The 20,230-nt window shown below is 62.3% G+C and carries 19 protein-coding genes, 3 tRNA genes and 1 pseudogene; 9 read left to right on the top strand and 14 right to left on the bottom strand.

All coding sequences use genetic code 11. The features are described from left to right. Positions 1-58: 58 nt before the first annotated feature. The 9 genes from rpoB to ACG873_RS08720 all read right to left on the bottom strand — a co-directional run bounded on the left by rpoB (position 59) and on the right by ACG873_RS08720 (position 8,844). On the bottom strand, positions 59-4,195 hold the full coding sequence (rpoB, locus tag ACG873_RS08760) for a DNA-directed RNA polymerase subunit beta (protein ID WP_394891368.1): 4,137 nt from the start codon (positions 4,193-4,195) through the stop codon (positions 59-61). Positions 4,196-4,431: 236 nt separating this feature from the next. Continuing rightward, entirely contained in the window at positions 4,432-4,809 is a 378-nt protein-coding gene (rplL, locus tag ACG873_RS08755; RefSeq protein WP_394891367.1) for a 50S ribosomal protein L7/L12, read from the bottom strand. A gap of 54 nt (positions 4,810-4,863) precedes the next feature. Next, the gene (gene rplJ, locus ACG873_RS08750) at positions 4,864-5,382 is read right to left on the bottom strand and encodes a 50S ribosomal protein L10 (RefSeq protein ID WP_165033479.1); all 519 of its coding nucleotides are present in this window, start codon (positions 5,380-5,382) and stop codon (positions 4,864-4,866) included. Between the two features lie 381 nt (positions 5,383-5,763). Further along, positions 5,764-6,462: a 50S ribosomal protein L1 gene (gene rplA, locus ACG873_RS08745; RefSeq protein ID WP_394891366.1), complete on the bottom strand. Its 699-nt coding sequence runs from the start codon at positions 6,460-6,462 to the stop codon at positions 5,764-5,766. A 4-nt stretch (positions 6,463-6,466) separates the two neighbouring features. Beyond that, positions 6,467-6,895, bottom strand: coding sequence for a 50S ribosomal protein L11 (gene rplK / locus ACG873_RS08740; protein ID WP_394891365.1), 429 nt, complete (start codon positions 6,893-6,895; stop codon positions 6,467-6,469). A gap of 179 nt (positions 6,896-7,074) precedes the next feature. Next, positions 7,075-7,602, bottom strand: coding sequence for a transcription termination/antitermination protein NusG (gene nusG / locus ACG873_RS08735; protein WP_394891364.1), 528 nt, complete (start codon positions 7,600-7,602; stop codon positions 7,075-7,077). A gap of 25 nt (positions 7,603-7,627) precedes the next feature. Next, on the bottom strand, positions 7,628-7,831 hold the full coding sequence (gene secE / locus ACG873_RS08730; RefSeq protein ID WP_394891363.1) for a preprotein translocase subunit SecE: 204 nt from the start codon (positions 7,829-7,831) through the stop codon (positions 7,628-7,630). 303 nt (positions 7,832-8,134) lie between these two features. Then, positions 8,135-8,210: transfer RNA gene (locus ACG873_RS08725), tRNA-Trp, on the bottom strand. A 121-nt stretch (positions 8,211-8,331) separates the two neighbouring features. Further along, entirely contained in the window at positions 8,332-8,844 is a 513-nt protein-coding gene (locus ACG873_RS08720; RefSeq protein ID WP_394891362.1) for a hypothetical protein, read from the bottom strand. Positions 8,845-9,238: 394 nt separating this feature from the next. Between ACG873_RS08720 and ACG873_RS08715 the strand changes: the two genes are divergently transcribed. From ACG873_RS08715 to ACG873_RS08695, 5 genes are all read left to right on the top strand, one after another. Continuing rightward, positions 9,239-9,970: a hypothetical protein gene (locus ACG873_RS08715; protein ID WP_394891361.1), complete on the top strand. Its 732-nt coding sequence runs from the start codon at positions 9,239-9,241 to the stop codon at positions 9,968-9,970. Beyond that, positions 9,880-10,617, top strand: a complete 738-nt coding sequence (locus tag ACG873_RS08710) for a polysaccharide pyruvyl transferase family protein (protein WP_394891360.1) — start codon at positions 9,880-9,882, stop codon at positions 10,615-10,617. Before ACG873_RS08715 ends, ACG873_RS08710 begins: the two co-directional genes overlap by 91 nt. 69 nt (positions 10,618-10,686) lie before the next feature. After that, positions 10,687-11,640, top strand: coding sequence for a mitochondrial fission ELM1 family protein (locus tag ACG873_RS08705; protein ID WP_394891359.1), 954 nt, complete (start codon positions 10,687-10,689; stop codon positions 11,638-11,640). A 42-nt stretch (positions 11,641-11,682) separates the two neighbouring features. Then, complete coding sequence (locus ACG873_RS08700) at positions 11,683-12,369, top strand: hypothetical protein (RefSeq protein WP_394891358.1); 687 nt, start codon at positions 11,683-11,685, stop codon at positions 12,367-12,369. Positions 12,370-12,514: 145 nt separating this feature from the next. Continuing rightward, complete coding sequence (locus ACG873_RS08695) at positions 12,515-13,039, top strand: hypothetical protein (RefSeq protein WP_394891357.1); 525 nt, start codon at positions 12,515-12,517, stop codon at positions 13,037-13,039. A gap of 108 nt (positions 13,040-13,147) precedes the next feature. Here the strand turns inward: ACG873_RS08695 and tuf are convergent, their stop codons facing one another. The 3 genes from tuf to ACG873_RS08680 all read right to left on the bottom strand — a co-directional run bounded on the left by tuf (position 13,148) and on the right by ACG873_RS08680 (position 14,886). After that, the gene (tuf, locus tag ACG873_RS08690) at positions 13,148-14,323 is read right to left on the bottom strand and encodes an elongation factor Tu (protein WP_394891356.1); all 1,176 of its coding nucleotides are present in this window, start codon (positions 14,321-14,323) and stop codon (positions 13,148-13,150) included. A gap of 327 nt (positions 14,324-14,650) precedes the next feature. Next, positions 14,651-14,724 (bottom strand) — tRNA-Gly (locus tag ACG873_RS08685). A 77-nt stretch (positions 14,725-14,801) separates the two neighbouring features. Further along, positions 14,802-14,886, bottom strand: a tRNA-Tyr gene (locus ACG873_RS08680). A 199-nt stretch (positions 14,887-15,085) separates the two neighbouring features. Between ACG873_RS08680 and ACG873_RS08675 the strand changes: the two genes are divergently transcribed. Further along, positions 15,086-15,952: a TrmH family RNA methyltransferase gene (locus ACG873_RS08675; protein ID WP_394891355.1), complete on the top strand. Its 867-nt coding sequence runs from the start codon at positions 15,086-15,088 to the stop codon at positions 15,950-15,952. Positions 15,953-16,009: 57 nt separating this feature from the next. Next, a pseudogene (locus ACG873_RS08670) lies at positions 16,010-16,853 on the top strand (aminoglycoside phosphotransferase family protein). Here the strand turns inward: ACG873_RS08670 and ACG873_RS08665 are convergent. Then, entirely contained in the window at positions 16,843-17,928 is a 1,086-nt protein-coding gene (locus ACG873_RS08665; protein ID WP_394891354.1) for a COX15/CtaA family protein, read from the bottom strand. The pseudogene ACG873_RS08670 and the gene ACG873_RS08665 sit on opposite strands and share 11 nt — an antisense overlap. A 166-nt stretch (positions 17,929-18,094) precedes the next feature. On the opposite strand from ACG873_RS08665, the gene ACG873_RS08660 reads away from it, so the two are divergent. Together ACG873_RS08660 and ACG873_RS08655 are read left to right on the top strand one after the other, a co-directional pair. After that, positions 18,095-18,310, top strand: coding sequence for a DUF2842 domain-containing protein (locus ACG873_RS08660; protein WP_394891353.1), 216 nt, complete (start codon positions 18,095-18,097; stop codon positions 18,308-18,310). A gap of 97 nt (positions 18,311-18,407) precedes the next feature. Continuing rightward, positions 18,408-19,133, top strand: a complete 726-nt coding sequence (locus ACG873_RS08655) for a 3-keto-5-aminohexanoate cleavage protein (protein ID WP_394891352.1) — start codon at positions 18,408-18,410, stop codon at positions 19,131-19,133. A gap of 1 nt (position 19,134) precedes the next feature. Here the strand turns inward: ACG873_RS08655 and ACG873_RS08650 are convergent, their stop codons facing one another. Next, positions 19,135-20,193: a polysaccharide deacetylase family protein gene (locus ACG873_RS08650; RefSeq protein WP_394891351.1), complete on the bottom strand. Its 1,059-nt coding sequence runs from the start codon at positions 20,191-20,193 to the stop codon at positions 19,135-19,137. Positions 20,194-20,230: the final 37 nt, after the last annotated feature.

Below are 20,230 nucleotides of genomic sequence, written 5' to 3'. Positions count from 1 at the left end.
GCGACCTCGAATCTAGTGGGCGCAGCCGCGGAGTGAACCTCCGCGGCGCGCCTTTTTGTTACTCCGCAGCGTCAGGCAGACGCGCCGGCAGTTCGTCGATCCTGGTGTTTTCCAGTTCGACATTGAGGCCGAGCGAGCGCATTTCCTTGACGAGAACGTTGAAGCTCTCCGGAATGCCGGCCTCGAAGCTGTCGTCGCCTCTAACGATCGCTTCGTAGACCTTGGTGCGGCCCGCCACGTCGTCCGACTTCACGGTCAGCATTTCCTGCAGCGTGTAGGCGGCGCCGTAGGCTTCGAGCGCCCAGACCTCCATCTCGCCGAAGCGCTGGCCGCCGAACTGCGCCTTGCCGCCCAGCGGTTGCTGGGTAACGAGCGAGTAAGGCCCGATCGAGCGCGCGTGGATCTTGTCGTCCACGAGGTGGTGAAGCTTGAGCATATATATGTAGCCCATCGTCACCTTGCGATCGAACGGTTCGCCCGTGCGCCCGTCATAGAGCTGCGACTGGCCGCTGGTGTGAAGGCCCGCCCGTTCCAGCATCTCGTTGATGTGGACTTCGTGCGCGCCGTCGAACACCGGCGTTGCGATCGAAACGCCACGCCTCATCTGCTCGCCGAGGCGAACGATCGACTCGTCGTCGAACTGGCGAACCGGTTCGTTGCGGTCGTTCTCCGGGATCAGGTCCTCGATCTCGGCCCTCAGCGGCTTGATGTTGCCATCGGCCTTGTAGGCTTCGATCATCTCGCCGATCTTCCTGCCCATACCGGCGCAGGCCCAGCCCAGATGCGTCTCCAGGATCTGGCCGACATTCATGCGCGACGGCACGCCCAACGGATTGAGCACGATATCGGCATGCGTGCCGTCCTCGAGGAACGGCATGTCCTCGACCGGAACGATCCGCGAGACGACGCCCTTGTTGCCGTGACGGCCGGCCATCTTGTCGCCGGGCTGCATCTTGCGCTTCACTGCCACGAAGACCTTGACCATCTTCATGACGCCGGGCGGCATCTCGTCGCCGCGCTGCACCTTCTCGACCTTGTCCATGAAGCGCTGCTCGAGCGCCTTCTTGGAATCGTCGTACTGGCCGCGCAGTGCCTCGAGCTCGCTCTGCAGCTTCTCGTCCTCGATGGCGAACTGCCACCACTGCGAACGCGGGTACTCGCCGAGCATCTCCCTGGAGAGCTTGGTGCCCTTCTTGAAGCCCTTCGGCCCAGCGATCGCTTCCTTGCCGACAAGCATGTCGGAAAGGCGCGAATAGACATTGCGGTCGAGGATCGCCTGCTCGTCGTCGCGGTCCTTTGCGAGACGCTCGATCTCCTCGCGTTCGATCGCCATGGCGCGCTCGTCCTTCTCCACGCCGTGGCGGTTGAACACGCGGACTTCGACGACCGTGCCGTAGGTTCCGGGCGGCATGCGCATTGAGGTATCGCGCACGTCCGAAGCCTTCTCGCCGAAGATGGCGCGCAGGAGCTTTTCCTCCGGCGTCATCGGGCTCTCACCCTTCGGCGTGATCTTGCCGACCAGGATGTCGCCCGGCAGCACTTCCGCACCGATATAGACGATGCCGGCCTCGTCGAGGTTCTTCAGCGCTTCCTCCGAGACGTTCGGGATATCGCGCGTGATTTCCTCAGGCCCGAGCTTGGTGTCGCGGGCCATGACCTCGAACTCCTCGATGTGGATCGAGGTGAAGACGTCGTCCGACACGATCTTCTCGGAGAGAAGGATCAGATCCTCGTAGTTGTAGCCGTTCCAGGGCATGAACGCGACGAGCACGTTGCGGCCGAGCGCCAGATCGCCGAGATCGGTCGACGGGCCATCGGCTATGATGTCGCCCTTGTTGACCTTGTCGCCCATCCTGACCAGCGGACGCTGGTTGATGCAGGTGTTCTGGTTCGAGCGCTGGAACTTCATCAGCCGGTAAATGTCGACGCCGGATTTGCCCGGATCGAGATCTTCCGTCGCGCGGATGACGATACGCGTCGCATCAACCTGGTCGACGATGCCGCCGCGGCGTGCGCCGATTGCGGCGCCCGAGTCACGGGCGACGATCGGCTCCATACCGGTGCCGACGAACGGCGCTTCGGCGCGCACCAGCGGCACGGCCTGACGCTGCATGTTCGAGCCCATCAGCGCGCGGTTGGCGTCGTCGTTCTCCAGGAACGGGATCAGCGCCGCGGCGACCGAAACGAGCTGCTTCGGCGATACGTCCATCAGGTCGACGTTTTCGCGCGGCGCCATCATCACCTCGCCGGCATGCCGGCAGATGACGAATTCGTCGACGAAGCGGCCGTCCTTGTCGAGCTGGGCGTTGGCCTGCGCGACATAGTGCTTGGACTCTTCCATGGCCGACAGATAGCTGACGTCCAGCGTCACCTTGCCGTCGACGATCTTGCGGTACGGCGTCTCGATGAAGCCGTACTTATTGACACGAGCAAACGTCGCCAAGCTATTGATAAGACCGATGTTCGGGCCTTCCGGCGTTTCGATCGGGCAGATGCGGCCGTAATGCGTCGGGTGCACGTCGCGCACCTCGAAGCCGGCGCGCTCGCGGGTCAGACCGCCGGGTCCAAGCGCGGAAAGGCGGCGCTTGTGGGTGATCTCCGACAGCGGGTTGGTCTGGTCCATGAACTGCGAGAGCTGCGAGGAACCGAAGAACTCGCGCACGGCGGCGGCCGCCGGCTTGGCGTTGATCAGATCCTGCGGCATGACGGTGTCGATCTCGATCGACGACATGCGCTCCTTGATCGCGCGCTCCATGCGAAGCAGCCCGACGCGATACTGGTTTTCCATCAGCTCGCCGACCGAACGCACGCGGCGGTTGCCGAGATTGTCGATATCGTCGATCTCGCCCTTGCCGTCGCGCAGTTCGACCAGCGTCCTGACCACGGCAAGGATGTCCTCCTTGCGCAGCACGCGAACGGTGTCCTCGGCCTTGAGGTCGAGGCGCATGTTCATCTTGACGCGACCGACGGCCGAGAGGTCATAGCGGTCCGCATCGAAGAACAGCGAGTTGAACATCGCCTCGGCGGTGTCGATCGTGGGCGGCTCGCCGGGACGCATTACACGGTAGATGTCGAACAGCGCGTCCTGGCGGCTCTCGTTCTTGTCAACCGCGAGCGTGTTGCGGATGTAGCCGCCGACATTGATGTGGTCGATATCGAGAACCTGGAACTCTTCCGCGCCCGTCGAAAGCAGAACCTTCAGCGTCTTCTCGTCGATCTCGTCGCCGGCTTCGAGATAGATCTCGCCGGTCTGGAAATTGACGATGTCCTCGGCCAGATAGCTGCCGTAGAGGTCGTCCTCGGTCGCCTTGATCGCCTTCAGGCCCTTGTCGGCAAGCTGCTTGGCTTGGCGGGCGGTGATCTTCTTGCCCTGCTCGACAACGATTTCGCCGGTATCTGCGTCAACAAGGTCGCCAACGGCCTTCAGGCCGCGGAAACGGTCAACGGAGAACGGAATGCGCCAATGGTCGCCCGAACGCCGGTACTCGATCTTGTTGTAAAAGGTCGAAAGGATCTCCTCGGCATCCATGCCGAGCGCCATCAAGAGCGACGTCACCGGAATCTTGCGGCGGCGGTCGATGCGGGCGTGCACGACGTCCTTGGAATCGAACTCGATATCGAGCCACGAGCCGCGATAAGGGATGACGCGCGCGGCAAACAGAAGCTTGCCCGACGAGTGCGACTTGCCCTTGTCGTGGTCGAAGAAGACGCCCGGCGAGCGGTGCATCTGCGAGACGATGACGCGCTCGGTGCCGTTGATGATGAAGGTGCCGTTCAAGGTCATGAGCGGCATGTCACCCATGTAGACGTCCTGCTCCTTGATGTCCTTGATGGACTTCGCGCCGGTATCCTCGTCGATATCGAACACGATAAGGCGCAGCGTCACCTTCAGCGGCGCGGCATAAGTCAGGTCGCGCTGACGGCATTCGTCAACGTCGAATTTCGGTCCCTCGAATTCGTACTTCACGAATTCCAGCATCGACGAGCCGGAAAAATCGGAAATCGGGAAGACCGACTTGAAAACGGCCTGCAGTCCCTCGTCCGGACGGCCGCCCTTGGGCTCGTCCACCATCAGGAACTGGTCATAGGATGCCTTCTGAACCTCGATAAGGTTCGGCATCTCCGCAACTTCCGGGATGTTTCCGAAGAATTTGCGTACGCGTCTGCGGCCATTGAAAGTCTGGGTCTGGGCCATCGTCGCTCCTTGGCTAGCTCTCTTGGGGCGCGCCGCGCTAGGGCTCGCCTTGCAATTGTCGACCGCCTCCGCCGGCGGTCTCTCGATTTTGCACGCCGCCTGTCGGCGGTCCGTCCAGAAACGGGTGAAAACCCGTTTCCTGAAGGCCGGTTCCGGCCCTCAGGAAAGAGGTTTTCCAAACACTCGTCCCGCTACGGGACCGGCGGACGGCTTTTCGCCGCCCGCCGAAACCGTACTTACTTCAGCTCGACCTTGGCGCCGGCTGCTTCCAGCTGGGCCTTGATCTTCTCGGCGTCTGCCTTGTTGACGCCTTCCTTGACCGGCTTCGGAGCGGCTTCCACCAGATCTTTGGCTTCCTTCAGGCCAAGACCGGTGATGGCGCGCACTTCCTTGATCACGTTGATCTTCTGGGCGCCGGCTTCGGCGAGAACGACGTCGAATTCGGTCTTCTCTTCAACCGGCGCGGCAGCAGCAGCGCCACCGCCGGCAGCGGCAACGGCAACCGGAGCGGCAGCCGAAACGCCCCACTTCTCTTCAAGCAGCTTCGAAAGTTCGGCCGCCTCGAGGACGGTCAGCTTCGAAAGGTCGTCTACGATCTTGGTGAGATCAGTCATTGTTGCATTCCTTCATAAGGTTCGAACGTGTGTTTGTGATAGCGAGGAACGGCCTCATGCCGCCTCGTCCTTCCGGGCATAGGCGCCGAACACGCGGGCAAGCTGGGCTGCCGGCGCGTTGACGACCTGGGCGATCCTGGTTGCCGGGGTGGCGATCATGCCAACCAGACGCGCGCGAAGCTCGTCGAGCGACGGGAGCGTGGCCAAAGCCTTCACACCGTCGGCGTTGAGCGTGGTCGAGCCCATCGACCCGCCGAGAATGACAAGCTTGTCATTGCCCTTGGCGAAATCGGACGCGACCTTCGGCGCTGCAATCGGATCGTCCGAAAAGGCGACCAGCGTCTGTCCGATGAACAGATCCTGGATTCCCTCGGATTCCGTGCCCTGAAGAGCGATTCTGGCGAGACGGTTCTTCGCGACTTTGACGGTGCCGCCCGCGGCGCGCATTTTCGACCGGAGGTCGTTCATTTGCGCAACGGTGATACCGGCATAGTGGGCCACGACGACTGAACCGGCGTTCGAGAACGCTTCATTCAGGCCCGTGACGAGTTCGCGTTTTTCCGCTCTGTCCACTGCCTATCTCCAGTTGACGGCCGTTTCCCTGTGAAACGGCTGTCGGGTTGCCTTTTGCCGGGCGGGCTATCCAGAACTTCCAGATCTCCCGAACGGCGGCTCGAGGATCCTGCCCCCTTTCGCCACACCAGCCCGGTCGTTTGGGTTGGTGCGCAGACAAAAGGCAAACACGGTTCGAACCTTTCAGCGGAGCATTCGCTCCCTTGTCAGGTCTTCACCCGTCTCATGCAGGCTCGAAGTGATTAAGGCTGAGCCGCCTGCAATCTCGGACAGGATGTCCGGAAGCTTTCTTCGGCTTCCGGAATCCAGGCCCTCCATCTCTGGAGGCCCCGGAATTCTTCGTGGGGTCAGCCCGTTACGGCATGATCCCGATCGATCTCGTCAGGCCGGGTTGATGGTCGACAGATCGACCTTCAGACCGGGGCCCATCGTCGAGGTGACGGACACCTTCTTGAGGTAGACGCCCTTGGCGCCCGCCGGCTTGGCCCGATTCACCGCATCGGTGAAGGCGCGGATGTTCTCTTCCAGCGCCTTGACGTCGAAAGAAACCTTGCCGACGCCGCCATGCACGATGCCGGCCTTTTCGACGCGGAACTCGACGGCGCCGCCCTTGGAGGCCTTCACGGCTCCGGCGATGTCGGCGGTCACGGTGCCGACCTTCGGGTTCGGCATCATGCCGCGAGGTCCGAGCACCTTGCCGAGGCGGCCGACCAGCGGCATCATGTCCGGCGTCGCGATGCAGCGGTCGAAATTGATCTCGCCCTTCTGCACGATCTCGACCAGGTCTTCGGCGCCAACGATGTCTGCGCCGGCGGCGCGGGCTTCGTCAGCCTTCTCGTTCCTGGCGAACACCGCGACGCGCACGGTGCGGCCGGTGCCGTTCGGCAAATTGACCACGCCGCGGACCATCTGGTCGGCATGACGCGGATCGACACCGAGGTTCATCGCCACTTCGATGGTTTCATCGAACTTCACGGTCGAGCGGTCCTTGAGCAGCTTGATCGCTTCACTCAGGGCATAGGCCTTGTTCGGATCGACGCCTTCGCGGGACTTGGCTACGCGCTTTGCAATCTTTGCCATGATCTCAGCCCACCACTTCCAGGCCCATGGAGCGGGCGGAGCCCTCGACCATGCGCATTGCCGCGTCCACGTCGTTCGCGTTCAAATCCTTCATCTTGGCAGTCGCGATCTCACGCACCTTTTCGCGCGAAACCGTGCCGGCCTTGACCTTGCCCGGCTCCTTGGAGCCCGACTTCAGATTGGCGGCCTTCTTCAGGAAGTAGCTCACCGGCGGCGTCTTCATGACGAAGGTGAACGACTTGTCCTGGTAATAGGTGATCACGACCGGAACGGGCGAGCCCTTTTCCATTTCCTGCGTCTGGGCGTTGAACGCCTTGCAGAATTCCATGATGTTGATGCCACGCTGACCAAGCGCAGGGCCGATCGGGGGCGACGGTGTCGCCGAACCCGCGGAAACCTGGAGCTTGAGCTGGCCCGCAACTTTCTTAGCCATCTCTTGTCTGCCTTGTTGTCATGCCGGCCCCTCTTTTCAAAGAAGGAAGTCCGGCGGTTGCAGTCTGGTGGTCTGGTCGCCGCGGCCGGCTAAGCCCGCGTCTTCCTCCCACCGCTTCGGCAGCAAAGCTATTGCCCGCCGCCTGCCGGGATGCCTGAAAGGGCAACCGGCAAATCGGATCAGCTCTTTTCGACCTGTCCGAATTCGAGATCGACGGGCACGGCGCGCCCAAAGATCGAAACTTCCACCTTGAGCCGCGCCCGCTCCTCGTCCACTTCCTGGACGAAGCCGTTGAACGAGGCGAAGGGCCCGTCCGAGACGCGTATCTGCTCGCCGATCTCGAAAGTGACCGAAGGCTTCGGCCGCTCCACGCCTTCCTGGACCTGGTGCAGGATGCGCTCGGCCTCCTTGTCGGAGATCGGCACCGGCTTGGAATCGCCAAGGAAGCCAGTCACTTTCGGCGTGTTCTTGATCAGCGAGAACACCGCATCGGTCAAAGTCGCGCGCACCAGCACATAGCCCGGGAAGAACTTGCGCTCGGCGTCCACCTTGCGGCCGCGGCGCACCTCCACGACCTTTTCGGTCGGCACGATGATCTGCTCGATCAAATCGCCGAGGCCCTTCTGTTTGGCCTTGTGCTCGATGTCCTCGGCGACCTTCTTTTCGAAGTTCGAATAGGCGTGGACGATATACCAGCGCGCAGTCATCTAAAATTCTCCGTATTCGCCGGTATCAGCGGCCGATGCCGAGGATCAGTTCGACCCCGAAGGCCATCAGCTGGTCTGCGGCGAAGAAGAAGATCATCGCGATGACCGCGAAAACCAGAACCATGATCGTCGAAATCACCGTCTCGCGCCGCGACGGCCACGTCACTTTCGCCGTCTCCGACCTTACCTGCTGGAGGAAGGTGAAGGGGTTGGTGGTTTTCGATGCCATGTGCCGCCTGCTTTCAAGGCCGGCGAAGCCGGGCCTTTGGATGTTCCCGTTGGCCGGGAGATGCCGCTGCATGGTACCGGAACCCAGCGAATCGCCGCTTATGTTCCGCCCATACATTTCGGACGCGTAAAGCCGGATTACCAGCTCCACGCGTCGCGTGTCTGTTATGCCTACATAAAACCGATTCCCCGGCAGCGCAAGTGCCAAAAAATCCGTCTTACTTGCCAAACGCGCAATTGCGGAACCATCCAATCGTCCCGCAACCGGCTATATCTCTCATTTCCAGGGCGGCGAGGCCGCCGCTGGCAGGGGCAACAGGGCTCGAACCTGTGACCTGCGGTTTTGGAGACCGCCGCTCTACCAACTGAGCTATACCCCTATCGCGGACGCGTTCATTTCACAAAGCGTGAAAGAACTCAAGTCCGGCGTTTGGGTCACGGTGTTGCTGTGAACGGGCGACAGAGCCTTCGCCTGCCAGCGAGATCGAGCCGTCGGCTGCTCTACCTGCGGAAATCCAGACGCCCTCCGGGCCATTTCCCGTCTATTCGCCGATTGCTCGCGATCAAGCCGATCCAAGGGCGTGTTATCGCCGGGTCGCCCAGATTAATGTATTTCCCAACCAGTCTTGTTGCGCCGGTGCACCACGCATCGATGAGACCTCTGCGCGCTCCGTGGTCCCAGTCGAACAGCAGGTACACACGCTCGCCTTCCGTTCTCACTTCGGCCCGTCCCTGTTTCCATTTGTTCCTGGCGTCTCCCTTGATCGTGCTGTCCACGCCACCGTTCCATCGGCTGGACCAATTTCCTTCGATCGAGTCATATTGATCGCGGTCGCATGTCCCCCAAGCCGTTGCGTTTTCATCGTCCGCGGCTCCCTCGAGCTTGGCGCTGGCGGCGAACTCCTGCACTTCCCGGTCGTCAGGGTTGGGGACATCCATGACATTGAATGGATTTCGAATTCCGCGGCCCTCGTCAAATGTACTGCCCCGATTTCCTTCGTTTTCCGATTGCATGGCGACCTCTGTAGTCGAATGACATGATTTCGCGGCTCAATCGAAATTTAGGTTGCAGACTGTTCGTCGCCACCCCGTTTCATGCGGGGTTCGTCAAGAGTTTGAGGGGGTTCATCGCACGTCGTGTCGGCATCGCGTCCAACGCGAGGCTCCGGTACCACCTGATACGGGCTCTCAACCGCGCAAGACGGGCAGGCCTATTAAGCCACGCGCTGTCGTCGTCACCGCTTGCCCAACAACTCGGTAATGTCCCCGGCTGACAGATGGGGGAGCCGCCAGCGAATCAGCGGTTCAGGACCAGCCTTGCCTCTGTTCTTCACGTGCTGCTATAGCGGTCGGCTCGTGGCCCGTCTGGTGGCCGGAAGCTCCAAGCAAACAAGCACACTGGACGAAGATGATCCTCGACCGACTAATCGCGCTTTATTACTGGAAGTCGGCCAAGAGCCTCAGCAAGAATGATATGGCAGCGGCGGCACGCCGCTTTCTCGCTGCATACGATCGGCAGCCAACAAACGAGCGCTACGCCACCCGCGCGCTTGAGGTTGCGGCGGAAGCGGGCCTGTATCCCGCCGCTCACCGCATCTGTTGCGAGCAAGCCGCCCGCGGCGACGATCTCGGCTACTGGACCAGATACGACAGCTATATCACCGAGTTGGAAGATGCCCCGGCGGCGCCCGCCGTCGGCTCCGACCTCGTCGCGCTTTTCAACGACACGGACCGCAGGCCCAATATCGGCTGCAGGCTCACCAGCCAGAGCCTCAAATCCGTCATCGCCAGGACGCTCCCCCAAGCCACAATCGTTTCCAGCGGTTTCCGGTTCAGTGTGTTTCGATCCAAACCCAGTCCGACGGAGCCGAACAGCCGGGCGACGATCGAGAAAACGTTAGAGGCCATGGTGCGAACAGGCTACGGCGCCGACGCAGTACAACAGGTCCGCCGATCCGCCCTGGTTGTTCTCCAACCTGAAGGGGCGCTCGACGACGACGTCGACCTCCGGGGTTTGGTTATCTTTTTTCCCCAATCCTGCTTGCGCTTGTGCTCGGAAAGAGCACGGCGGTCGTCAACGGAACTATTCCTTCCTATGATGCCGAGCGAGGAACGTTCCTCCGCGATCTCTTCCCGCTGACCGGCGCGGTCGCGGGACGGGATCGCTTTTCTGCCGAGGCCTACGGCGTTCGCTATATTCCCGATGCCGGTCTGCTCTATCAGCCGCCTCGCTTCGACGAGCAGCGCAATGCCTGCCTGATCACGACAGGCGCCCGCAATTCTGTGGAGGACGATCGCGATATCTGCGTCAAGGCGCTCGCTGTCTGTAAGGAACAACGCTTGCGGCCAATCGTACTGACCCGCGCGTCATCACACTTTTCGGATTTTGTGCCGGAAATACGCCGCATGAACGGAATTTTCGCAGAGACCGCCAGCCTGCCCGTAGCGGCAGAGACGCTTTCCCAATGCAGTCTGCACATCGGCGGCCGATATCACATGGCGATGTTGAGCCTGCTTTGCGGCGTACCATCCCTGCTGTTCGACGTGAAGACCGGCAAGAACAAATGGCTGAGCGAGCTATCACCCCTGATAAGACTTGTCGATGGTGACGGACCACTGTCTCAGGCAGCGGCGGAGATGCTTTCGCAACCGAAACATGAGCCGCCTTCCAGGCGGGATCTCGCTGCCGAGTATGCGAACTTTATGGAAGAGGCTTGCCGCTCAGCAGGAGGAGAACAGGCTACGGCGGTTCAAGCTCTCCTCAACAGGACAGGCGTCATCGCCTGAACAATCCGTCGGCACGCTGCCGCCGCCGGCTCGTCGGCCGTGTTGGCCGCGTCAAAAGGCTAGATTCAAATGCGAGTATGGACTGTCAGTGAAGTAAAGGCCGGGACGCTTACACAATGCGTCGGCGTGGGCCGCCATATCGATCCCGAGCCACATTCCGTCGTCGTCTCTAAAAAGCTGCGACGCTGGCGGACCGGTCTGCTTTCGCCGTATCGCGATCTCCAGCAACCTGAACCCGGCATCATCATCTCTTGCGGAAGCATGGCCCCGCGACACGTATTCGCGATCGCCAAGGCTTGCCGCAAGCGGCCCTTCACGGTGCATCTTCAAACGCCCCAGCCAGAGTTCGTCGGCCAATACGACATGGCGTTCATCTCGCGCCACGACTGGACCGAGGCAAAGGCCAAGACAGCCAACTTCCACCAAATGCTCGGCGTCCCGCATCAGGTGACACGCGAGAGGTTGGAAAACGCGCGCCCAGCGGCGCGGGCGGCTTGGGTCAAGGTTGGTGCAAAAGTAGTGACTGTTCTGATCGGCGGTTCCAACGGCGCCTACCTGTTCGACGACGCCACCATCGAAAAGCTGATCGCGACGGTGAGAGGACTCGCGGCGCAGGGTTGGACGGCCCTGGTTTCCACCTCACGTCGCTCCGAGCCGACGATCCTGTCGCGGCTGCTGGCATTGCGCAGCGAGCGTATCGTCGTATGGGACAGAACCGGCACCAATCCGTATATCGATTTCCTCGCCGCCGCCGACGCATTCCTGATCACGAAAGACACGATCACAATGAATTGCGAAGCGGTCACCTCCGGCCGTCCCGTCTATTCGTTCGACCTGGCAAAAACGCCGTGCGACAAGCTCGACAAGTTCGAGTGGTTTCATGCCGACATGAGCGCCACATTGGGCCTGACGAGACCATTCGAAGGCGAGATCGGCCACTACGACTACTCGCCGCCGGACGAGGCGCGCCGCATTGCGGATCTGATCCGGGATGCGATCCCGACGCGCCGTGCCGGCCGATGAAGAATTTCCTGAGCCGCGCGAGCGGGATAAGTGAGCACTGATATGCCGGACACAGCCTCTCTTGCAAGAAGAACGACCCTCCCCGACGACTTTCGCGATCGGCAACGCGAATGGCTCGATGGCCTAGGCGTCCTCAATCGGCCCTGGCTGATCCTGGGCTCCGCACCATCGCCGATACTGCCGGAAGCCCTGCTGAGAAGCCATGCGCGCGTGGACATCAACAATGCGGGACGCACCGCGCAACAGCTCGGCCTGGGCGATGCGGATCTGACATTCCGCAAGAAAACCAAGCCGTGGTCGGAACACCCGACGCTGCGGACGCGTGGGTTGATTTGGTATCACACGGCTCCGGTCATGTTGTTGTATTTGCGCCTTCTCTTGCTGCCCCGGGTCCATGTGAACACTATCATGCGGATCAAGCGAGCCGAACGCGACACGATCGTCAGGGCGGTCGCGGGAATTTCGCCGCGCGGCGTCGGCGATCGCGGAAAGGTCACGAATGGGGTAGCTGCCCTGTGTTACGGTTTGTTCGTCGGCGTTCCGGAAATCGTGCTGGCAGGGTTCTCTCTATCGAAAGATGGACATTCCTATAACGACGTCAATCGGCCTCGCCGGCAAGTGGAAGAGGATACCCTCGTGCTTTCCCAACTTCGTGACCGAAGCGAAATCCTGACGACGGAGCCGAGCGTTGCGGAGACGATCGGCATAAGGCTCTGGACGGGTGCCTGAAACTTCGCCCGGTGAGGCAACTCTGCACAAACTCCTTTCGAGCCATTCGAGATGGCTTAGAGGCCTTGGCCTTCTCGACAAGCCCTGGCTCATCCTCGGTTCGGCGCCCTCGCCAACCATCCCGGCGAGCCTGGCGGCTACGCATTTGCGGATAGATATCAACAATGCCGGGCGCACAGCGGCGGAACTTGGTCTGGGGCGCGCCGCGCTCACGCTGCGCGCCAAGCACAAATCATGGCAGGAGCACCCGAAGCTCGACACCGGGGCGCTTCTTTGGATCCACGATTATCCGGTCCTACTGCTCAAGTTGCTTCTGCTCTTCAGACCGCACACATACATCGGCAGCCTGGCAACGATGACGCGGGAAGAACGCCAGGCCGTCGTCACCCAGGTCAGCGGCGCATCGTTGGCCTCCATCGGCGACTGGGGCAAGGTCACCAATGGGGTCGCTGCGATCTGTTACGGACTGCTGCTCGGAGTGCCCGAAATCGTAGTCGCGGGACTTTCGCTGTCCAAGGCCGGCCATTCCTACGATCATCTCGCCCGCGAACGGCGTCAGATGCAGGAGGATGCTTTTGTCCTCAATCGTCTGAAAGACCATCCGCGCCTGCTGACGACCGAAGCCGATCTAGCAAACGATAGCGGTCTCCGACTGTGGACCGGCACCTGATCTGGAATCGCGACGCGGCATAAAAAAGGCGGGCCTGAGACCGCCTTTTTTATTAGGCGCTTTTCTACTCGGTGATACTCACGACGCTCACCACAGATGGTGCTGCGGTTACTCGACGATCGTCACGACGACGCCGGCGCCGACGGTGCGTCCGCCTTCGCGGATGGCGAAGCGCAGCTTCTCTTCCATGGCGATCGGCACGATCAGCTCGACATCGACCGTCACATTGTCGCCCGGCATCACCATCTCGGTGCCTTCCGGCAGCTGCACGATGCCGGTCACGTCGGTCGTGCGGAAATAGAACTGCGGACGGTAGTTGGTGAAGAACGGCGTGTGGCGGCCGCCCTCCTCCTTGGTCAGGATGTAGGCCTCGGCCTTGAACTTCTTGTGCGGCTTGACCGAGCCCGGCTTGGCCAGAACCTGGCCGCGCTCGACGCCTTCACGGTCGACGCCGCGCAACAGCGCGCCGATGTTGTCGCCCGCCTGGCCCTGGTCGAGCAGCTTGCGGAACATTTCCACACCCGTGCAGGTCGTCTTGGTGGTCGGGCGGATGCCGACGATTTCCAGCTCCTCGCCGACCTTGACCACCCCGCGCTCGACGCGGCCGGTCACCACCGTGCCGCGGCCCGAGATCGAGAACACGTCCTCGATCGGCATCAAGAACGGCATGTTGATCGGACGCTCGGGCGTCGGAATGTAGGCGTCGACTGCAGCCATCAGCTCGCGGATCGAGTCCTCGCCGATCTTCTTGTCCGAGTCTTCAAGTGCTGCCAGCGCCGAACCCTTGACGATCGGAATGTCGTCGCCCGGGAACTCGTTCTTCGACAGAAGCTCGCGCACTTCGAGCTCGACCAGCTCCAGAAGCTCGGCGTCGTCGACCTGGTCGACCTTGTTCAGAAACACCACGATCGACGGCACGCCGACCTGGCGGGCAAGCAGGATGTGCTCGCGGGTCTGCGGCATCGGGCCGTCGGCGGCCGAAACCACCAGGATCGCGCCGTCCATCTGTGCGGCGCCGGTGATCATGTTCTTCACATAGTCGGCGTGGCCGGGGCAGTCGACATGGGCGTAGTGGCGCGCCGCCGTCTCGTATTCGACATGCGCCGTCGAGATCGTGATGCCGCGCGCCTTCTCCTCCGGCGCCGCGTCGATCTGGTCGTACGCCTTGTACTCGCCGAAATACTTGGTGATCGCAGCCGTCAGCGACGTCTTGCCGTGGTCGACATGGCCAATCGTGCCAATGTTCACATGCGGCTTCGTGCGCTCGAATTTACTCTTGGCCATCGTATTCTTTCCTTTGGCGGCAGGGATTAGGCTCGTTTCGAATGCGGGGCGATTAGCGAGAACGGCAAAAAAACACAAGTGCCTTTTGGCCGGGCCTTGTCCTCGTGCCGGAAATCGGCTCCTCGTTTGGAAACCTCGGCCTATATGGATATCATCCGGACCGAATGGAAGGCTCGCCTCTTGAGGGCGGCCACAGGGCGCCGCCTGCGGCGACCCTCAGGTCTTTCCCGGCTCGCCTTCGCCAGCCTCCACGTCTTTTCGGCAACGCCTGCAGAATGCAGTGGCACACTCAAAACGGGTTCGCGAAGCAATCGGGATGTTCAGCTCTGGAGCGGGTGAAGGGAATCGAACCCTCGTATTCAGCTTGGAAGGCTGCTGCTCTACCATTGAGCTACACCCGCGCCGCGCTGTCTTCGCATGATCCTTGCCGAAAAGCGATACCGCTTTGCGGACCATGCGCGGGCTTCCGGGCCGGCAGTGGTGGAGAGGGTTGGATTCGAACCAACGTAGGCTGAGCCAACGGATTTACAGTCCGTCCCCTTTAACCACTCGGGCACCTCTCCAAACTGCTGCCGGGAGCCATGCTGCGAGGCATTTTTCGCGCGACCGGCAGCAAGATCAACGGCATGCCGGCTTCGCGAAGCGCCTTATGGCGGCACGGCAAAATCCTGTCAACCGCGCCAGGCGCGATTTCGCCCTGAAATTCGGCGGGCCTTTTCACGCGCCTATCCAAAGCGCCGGGCCGCGGATATAGGAACGGCCATGAACGACGACAAGAAATCCAGAACGCCGAAAGATACCCACTACGCGAAGCTGCGGCGCAGTTTCCGCGACCAGAAGGCCGGCGGCCCGCCGGCAGCCTTTCGCCAGCGGCCATCGACGCCGCCGGGCGAGGCTCCGGCCGAAGGGCTGCTTAGGCTCTACGGCCTTCATACGGTGCGCGCCGCAATCGACAATCCGCGCCGCAGGATCAGAAAAATGCTGGTGACCCGCAATGCGCTGGAGCGGCTGGCCATCGGCGACATCGCCACCCTGCCCTTCCCGGTCGAGATCGTCGAGCCGAAGGAGATCGACAAGGTCACCGGCAGCGACGCCGTGCATCAGGGCGTGCTGGTCGAGGCCGAGCCGCTGAAGCCGAAGCGGCTCGAGGCGCTGGGCGACGCCACACTGGTGCTGGTGCTCGACCAGGTTACCGACCCGCACAATGTCGGCGCGATCATACGCTCGGCGGTCGCCTTCGGCGCCGGCGCGCTGATCACCACGGCGCGCCACAGCCCGCAGGAATCGGGCGTTCTCGCCAAGGCCGCGTCCGGCGCGCTGGAGCATATCGACCAGATCGAGGTGAAGAACCTGGCCGACGCGCTCGGCCAATTGCACGAGGCCGGCTTCCAGACCATCGGTCTCGATTCGGACGGGCTGACGGAACTGGAGCCAAGTTTCTCGGCCGAAAGGATCGCCCTCGTGCTGGGGGCCGAGGGAAAGGGCCTCAGGCAGAAGACGCGCGAGACGGTGACCACGCTCGCCCGCCTCGACATGCCTGGCGAAATCCGCTCGCTCAACGTCTCGAACGCCGCAGCGGTGGCGCTTTATGCGGCGCGGAGATTCCTCTCAGCCCGTACACAGCCATGAATGCGTTCGACATCAGCACTTCAGAGTAGCCGGCCCGCTTTGAAGGATGCACATCCCATATCGGCCAAATCGCCCGACTTTCCACTGGAATGGACGGTCTCGGAGCCGATCCTCATCGACGAAACCTTCTCGAGCCGCATCTGGAAGGTGCGGCTCGGCGACGGCAGACCCGCCGTGGTCAAGGATCTCAAGCCTTTCGACGACGTCGAGGACGAGTTGCGTGGCGCCCATTTCCTGGACTGGCGGAACGGCGACGGCGCGGTAAAGCTGCTCGGCTTCGACGGCAACCGAATGTTGCTCGAATATGCAGGCGAGCGGCATCTGGCCGACGATCTCAACATGTATGGCGACGCGATCGCCACCGAGATAGCGGCGGAAGTTATGGCGCGGCTGTTTGCGCCATCAGGCCGCCCTATCCCGCGCGACCTGCAGCCGCTCAGCGAGCGTTTTGCGAGCCTGTTCAAGCGAGCGAAGGCCGATCGCGACGCGGACGAGGAAAGCCTCTATGTCGAGGCGGCCGGGATCGCGGACCGGCTTCTGGCCAATCCGCGCGACATGCGCCCTCTGCATGGCGACCTGCACCACGAAAACATCATGCACGGCCCGCGCGGCTGGTTGGCGATCGACCCTAAGGGTGTACTCGGCGATCCCGGTTTCGACGCGGCGAACATCTTCTACAATCCGCTCGACCGAGACGATCTCTGCCTCGACCCGATGCATCGCCTCGATGGCCGAGACCTTCGCCAAAACGCTCGGCCAAGACGTCGACGCCATTCTCGACCACGCCGTCGCCTATGGCTGCCTGTCGGCATCCTGGCATGGCGAGGACGACAACGACGCCGAGGAAGGCCGGGAGTTGTCCATCGCGGCTGCCATCCGCGACGTGCGCTTTAACTTCTGATCATCTTGCTCGGCAGCGGGTAGGCGCCCTTGGTTCCGCGCCAATGGGCGGCGGCGAAGCCGAGCACGATCAGCGCAAAACCCTGGTGCAGCAGCGCCCAGTGCAGCGGCACCTGCATGACCAGCGTGGCGATGCCGATCAGCGCCTGCGCCAGCACCAGATGGAACAGCACAAGGGCGCGGCGCGCATGCGTCGTTCCGGGCTCGCGGCGGCGCACGGAAATCATATGCCAGAGCGCCGCGGCAAAGACGATATAGGCGCCAAGACGATGGACGAACTGCACCATCTTCGGATTCTCGAAGAAATTGCGCCACATGGGCTCGAGGATGAACATGTCGCCGGGCACGAGCCTTCCGTCCATCAGCGGCCAGGTGTTGAAGCTCATGCCGCCGTCGAGCCCGGCGACCAGCCCGCCGAGGTAGATCTGGACCAGCGTCAGGATCACGAGCAGGCCGGCGAAGCGACGCGTCGCCTGTCCCGCCTCGGCCTCGGAATGCGGCGCCAGGCCGCGCGCGACGATCATGGTTGCGGCGAAGATCGTCGCGGCGAGCGTCAGGTGCATGGCCAGCCGGTACTGGCTGACGTCTGTTCGCTCGACGAGGCCGGAAGCCACCATCCACCAGCCGATGGCGCCCTGCAGCCCGCCGAGCGCCAGTATGCCCAGCAGCCTCGGCGTCAGGCGGCGCTCGATGCGCCCGGTTGCCCAGAAGAACAGCAGCGGCAGCGCGAAGACGAAGCCGACGCCGCGCGCCAGGATGCGATGCGCCCACTCCCACCAGAATATGCGCTTGAAAGCGTCGAGGCTCATGCCCTGGTTGATCTGCTGGTATTCCGGGATCTGCCGGTATTTTTCGAACTCCTCGTGCCAGTCGGCGTCTGAAAGCGGCGGGATGACGCCGTGGATCGGCTTCCATTCGGTGATCGACAGGCCGGAATCGGTGAGCCGCGTCGCGCCGCCGACCAGCACCAGCGCAAACAGCACGACGAGCACGCAGTAAAGCCAGCCGCGCACCAGTGCGCGGTTGCGCAGCTCGCGGGTGGCGATCGGTTCGCCGCCTGTCGTGATCGATGCCATCGAGCCCCTTTTCCCATGTTTCGGCCGAGTGGTGGACCAATGCGGCGGCGCTTTCAAGGCTTTATCGGGCGCGGCACGCCGTCGCGCCAGGCGCGGGAAATGGCGGCAGTCTTGTGCCATGCGCTGCAAGGTTCTATGCGGAGCCCCGACATTGGACCGAAAACGAATGCCCGTTCGCCTGAAGAAACTCATCGGAACGATCCTGCTTATCCTGCTGGTGATAGTCTATGCGCTGATAGCGACGACGGTCGCGGTGGCGCAGCTCGCCGAATCCGGGCCGCTGACCCACCTCGCCTTTTTTCTGCTGACGGGGCTTTTATGGATCCTGCCGGCCATGGCGATCATCAAATGGATGATCCTGCCGCCGAAGGTGGGGCGGTAGTAGTAACGGACAACTGGCACTATGCTGGGGTTGAATACCGAAGCCGAGTTGCAGCCTCCGGCGCATATTGCGGTAACTGCATTTGCTGAGCGGAACCATGATCGTTCAAGCCTGCCTGAACGGCGCGCGTCCTGGTGACTTCCACCCTCGACTTCCGCTCACGGCGGCAGCAATGGCGGGCGATGGCGCGGCTTGCGTAGCCGCTGGCGCCGCCGAACTGCACATTCACCCGCGTGGGCCGAGCGGGCAAGAAAGCCTGGCTGCGGTGGACACGACTATTGCTGCCGTTCGCCTCGCCTGCCCCGGCACGCTTGTCGGCGTGTCCACCGGAGCATGGATAGAAAACGATGAGAAGAGAACCCGCGATTCCATTGCAGCGTGGAACGAGCTTCCGGACTATGCTTCGGTAAATCTGTCGGAAGCCGATGCGCCGGCGGTCATGAAACTGCTCCGGCATCGCGGGATCGGGATAGAGGCAGGACTTGCCTCGGTTGCCGATGCGAAGCGCTTTGTAAGCCTTCCCGATTACCAACGGGTTCTCCGCATCCTGATTGAAATCGAAGAACAGGATCTGGGAATCGCGCGAGAGGTAGCTGACGGCATTGCCGCGGTACTTGACCGCGCGGGCATAGGGCGAGCCATCCTCCTGCACGGTTTCGACGCGACGGTTTGGCCGTTTGTCGAGCTTGCGCATCAGCGGCGATGGTCGACGCGGGTCGGGCTGGAAGATGGCAAGCACCTGGCAGACGGAACGACCGCGTCCGACAATGCTGCCTTGGTGGCCGCCGCCGTCGCGATCTTCCGCACCGTGTCCAGCAGCTAGGTTAGACAGTCACCACCATCTTACCGGCGTTGGCGAGCGGCGTAGTGACGCCGGACAGCATCGTGCGGATGTGGGCCACGCGCTGGTAGCGGCCATTGACCGATATGCGCGGCAAGGCGTGGAGATGCCCGGCATGTTCGGTCCGCAACACGCCGTGGCGCGTCGTCACCGCCGACGCGTAGCCGGCCTCGCGCGCCAGCGCCACTTCGCGCTCGCCGACCGCGCCGACATAGCCATAGGGATAGGCCATGTGTCTTGCCTTTTGCCCGATCTCGGATTCCAGCATCCGGGCCGCGTCGGTCAATTCGCGCCGGGCGGTTTCCTCGTCGAGCCGCATCAGATTGTAGTGGTGCACCGTATGCGCCCCGATCGTCACCAGCGGATGCGCGGCGATCCGGCGGATCTCGTCCCAGTCCATCAGCGTCTTGCGCCGGGGCGCATCCGGATCGATGCCGCTGGACCGCGCGAGCACGTGCAGGACCTGGCGTTGGTCCTCTTCGCGAACATCGGCCGTCAGATGTTCGTGCAGCCGCGCATTGGCGGCGAATTTCTTCGCGGGCGTCGAGCAGTCGATCGTTTCCCGGCCGCGCCTCGTCTCCAGCGAGATCGTCTCGCCCTTGCCGACGATCTCGTCGACCACGTCCCACCAGAGATCGGCGTCGCCGCTGATCAGCGCCGGCGCCACATAGATGGTCAGTGGTGCGCGATGCCTCTCCAGCACCGGCAGCGCTTCGGTAAAATTGTCGCGATACGCGTCGTCGGCGGTGATGGTGGCGAACTGGCCGGTTTTGCCGCCCTTGCGCAGGCGTTCGACCGCCTCGTCGAGCGTCACGAATTCGTAGCCGCGCGCCTTCATGTCGCAGAGCACAGCGTCGAGGAAATCGGGCGCTATGTTCAGATGCCGGTTTATGCCGAGCGGCTTCTCCGGATTGGCGGTGACCCGGTGCAGCATCAGGATCGCGCCGACCCCGCCGACGAGCGGCCTCGCCAGGGGCGCCAATCCGGTAAACCTGGCGACGTTCAGGGCCAGTTTGCGGATCGCTTCGCCCCCGTCGATCATTCATTCACCTTTTGCGGCTAGTCTCGTCCCATCAAAT

Source organism: Allomesorhizobium aridi (assembly GCF_043769475.1).
In the GTDB taxonomy this organism is placed as follows: domain Bacteria; phylum Pseudomonadota; class Alphaproteobacteria; order Rhizobiales; family Rhizobiaceae; genus Allomesorhizobium.
This window is presented reverse-complemented; position numbering and strand designations above follow the sequence as displayed.

Coding starts and splice junctions, on each gene's coding strand:
- ACG873_RS08700 (WP_394891358.1), top strand. CDS start 11,683: ATGCCGGACACAGCCTCTCTTGCAAGAAGAACGACCCTCCCCGACGAC.
- ACG873_RS08665 (WP_394891354.1), bottom strand. CDS start 17,928: ATGGCATCGATCACGACAGGCGGCGAACCGATCGCCACCCGCGAGCTG.
- ACG873_RS08650 (WP_394891351.1), bottom strand. CDS start 20,193: ATGATCGACGGGGGCGAAGCGATCCGCAAACTGGCCCTGAACGTCGCC.
- secE (WP_394891363.1), bottom strand. CDS start 7,831: ATGGCATCGAAAACCACCAACCCCTTCACCTTCCTCCAGCAGGTAAGG.
- ACG873_RS08715 (WP_394891361.1), top strand. CDS start 9,239: ATGATCCTCGACCGACTAATCGCGCTTTATTACTGGAAGTCGGCCAAG.
- ACG873_RS08720 (WP_394891362.1), bottom strand. CDS start 8,844: ATGCAATCGGAAAACGAAGGAAATCGGGGCAGTACATTTGACGAGGGC.
- tuf (WP_394891356.1), bottom strand. CDS start 14,323: ATGGCCAAGAGTAAATTCGAGCGCACGAAGCCGCATGTGAACATTGGC.
- rplA (WP_394891366.1), bottom strand. CDS start 6,462: ATGGCAAAGATTGCAAAGCGCGTAGCCAAGTCCCGCGAAGGCGTCGAT.
- nusG (WP_394891364.1), bottom strand. CDS start 7,602: ATGACTGCGCGCTGGTATATCGTCCACGCCTATTCGAACTTCGAAAAG.
- ACG873_RS08655 (WP_394891352.1), top strand. CDS start 18,408: ATGATCGTTCAAGCCTGCCTGAACGGCGCGCGTCCTGGTGACTTCCAC.
- ACG873_RS08675 (WP_394891355.1), top strand. CDS start 15,086: ATGAACGACGACAAGAAATCCAGAACGCCGAAAGATACCCACTACGCG.
- ACG873_RS08660 (WP_394891353.1), top strand. CDS start 18,095: ATGCCCGTTCGCCTGAAGAAACTCATCGGAACGATCCTGCTTATCCTG.
- rpoB (WP_394891368.1), bottom strand. CDS start 4,195: ATGGCCCAGACCCAGACTTTCAATGGCCGCAGACGCGTACGCAAATTC.
- ACG873_RS08705 (WP_394891359.1), top strand. CDS start 10,687: ATGCGAGTATGGACTGTCAGTGAAGTAAAGGCCGGGACGCTTACACAA.
- rplL (WP_394891367.1), bottom strand. CDS start 4,809: ATGACTGATCTCACCAAGATCGTAGACGACCTTTCGAAGCTGACCGTC.
- rplK (WP_394891365.1), bottom strand. CDS start 6,895: ATGGCTAAGAAAGTTGCGGGCCAGCTCAAGCTCCAGGTTTCCGCGGGT.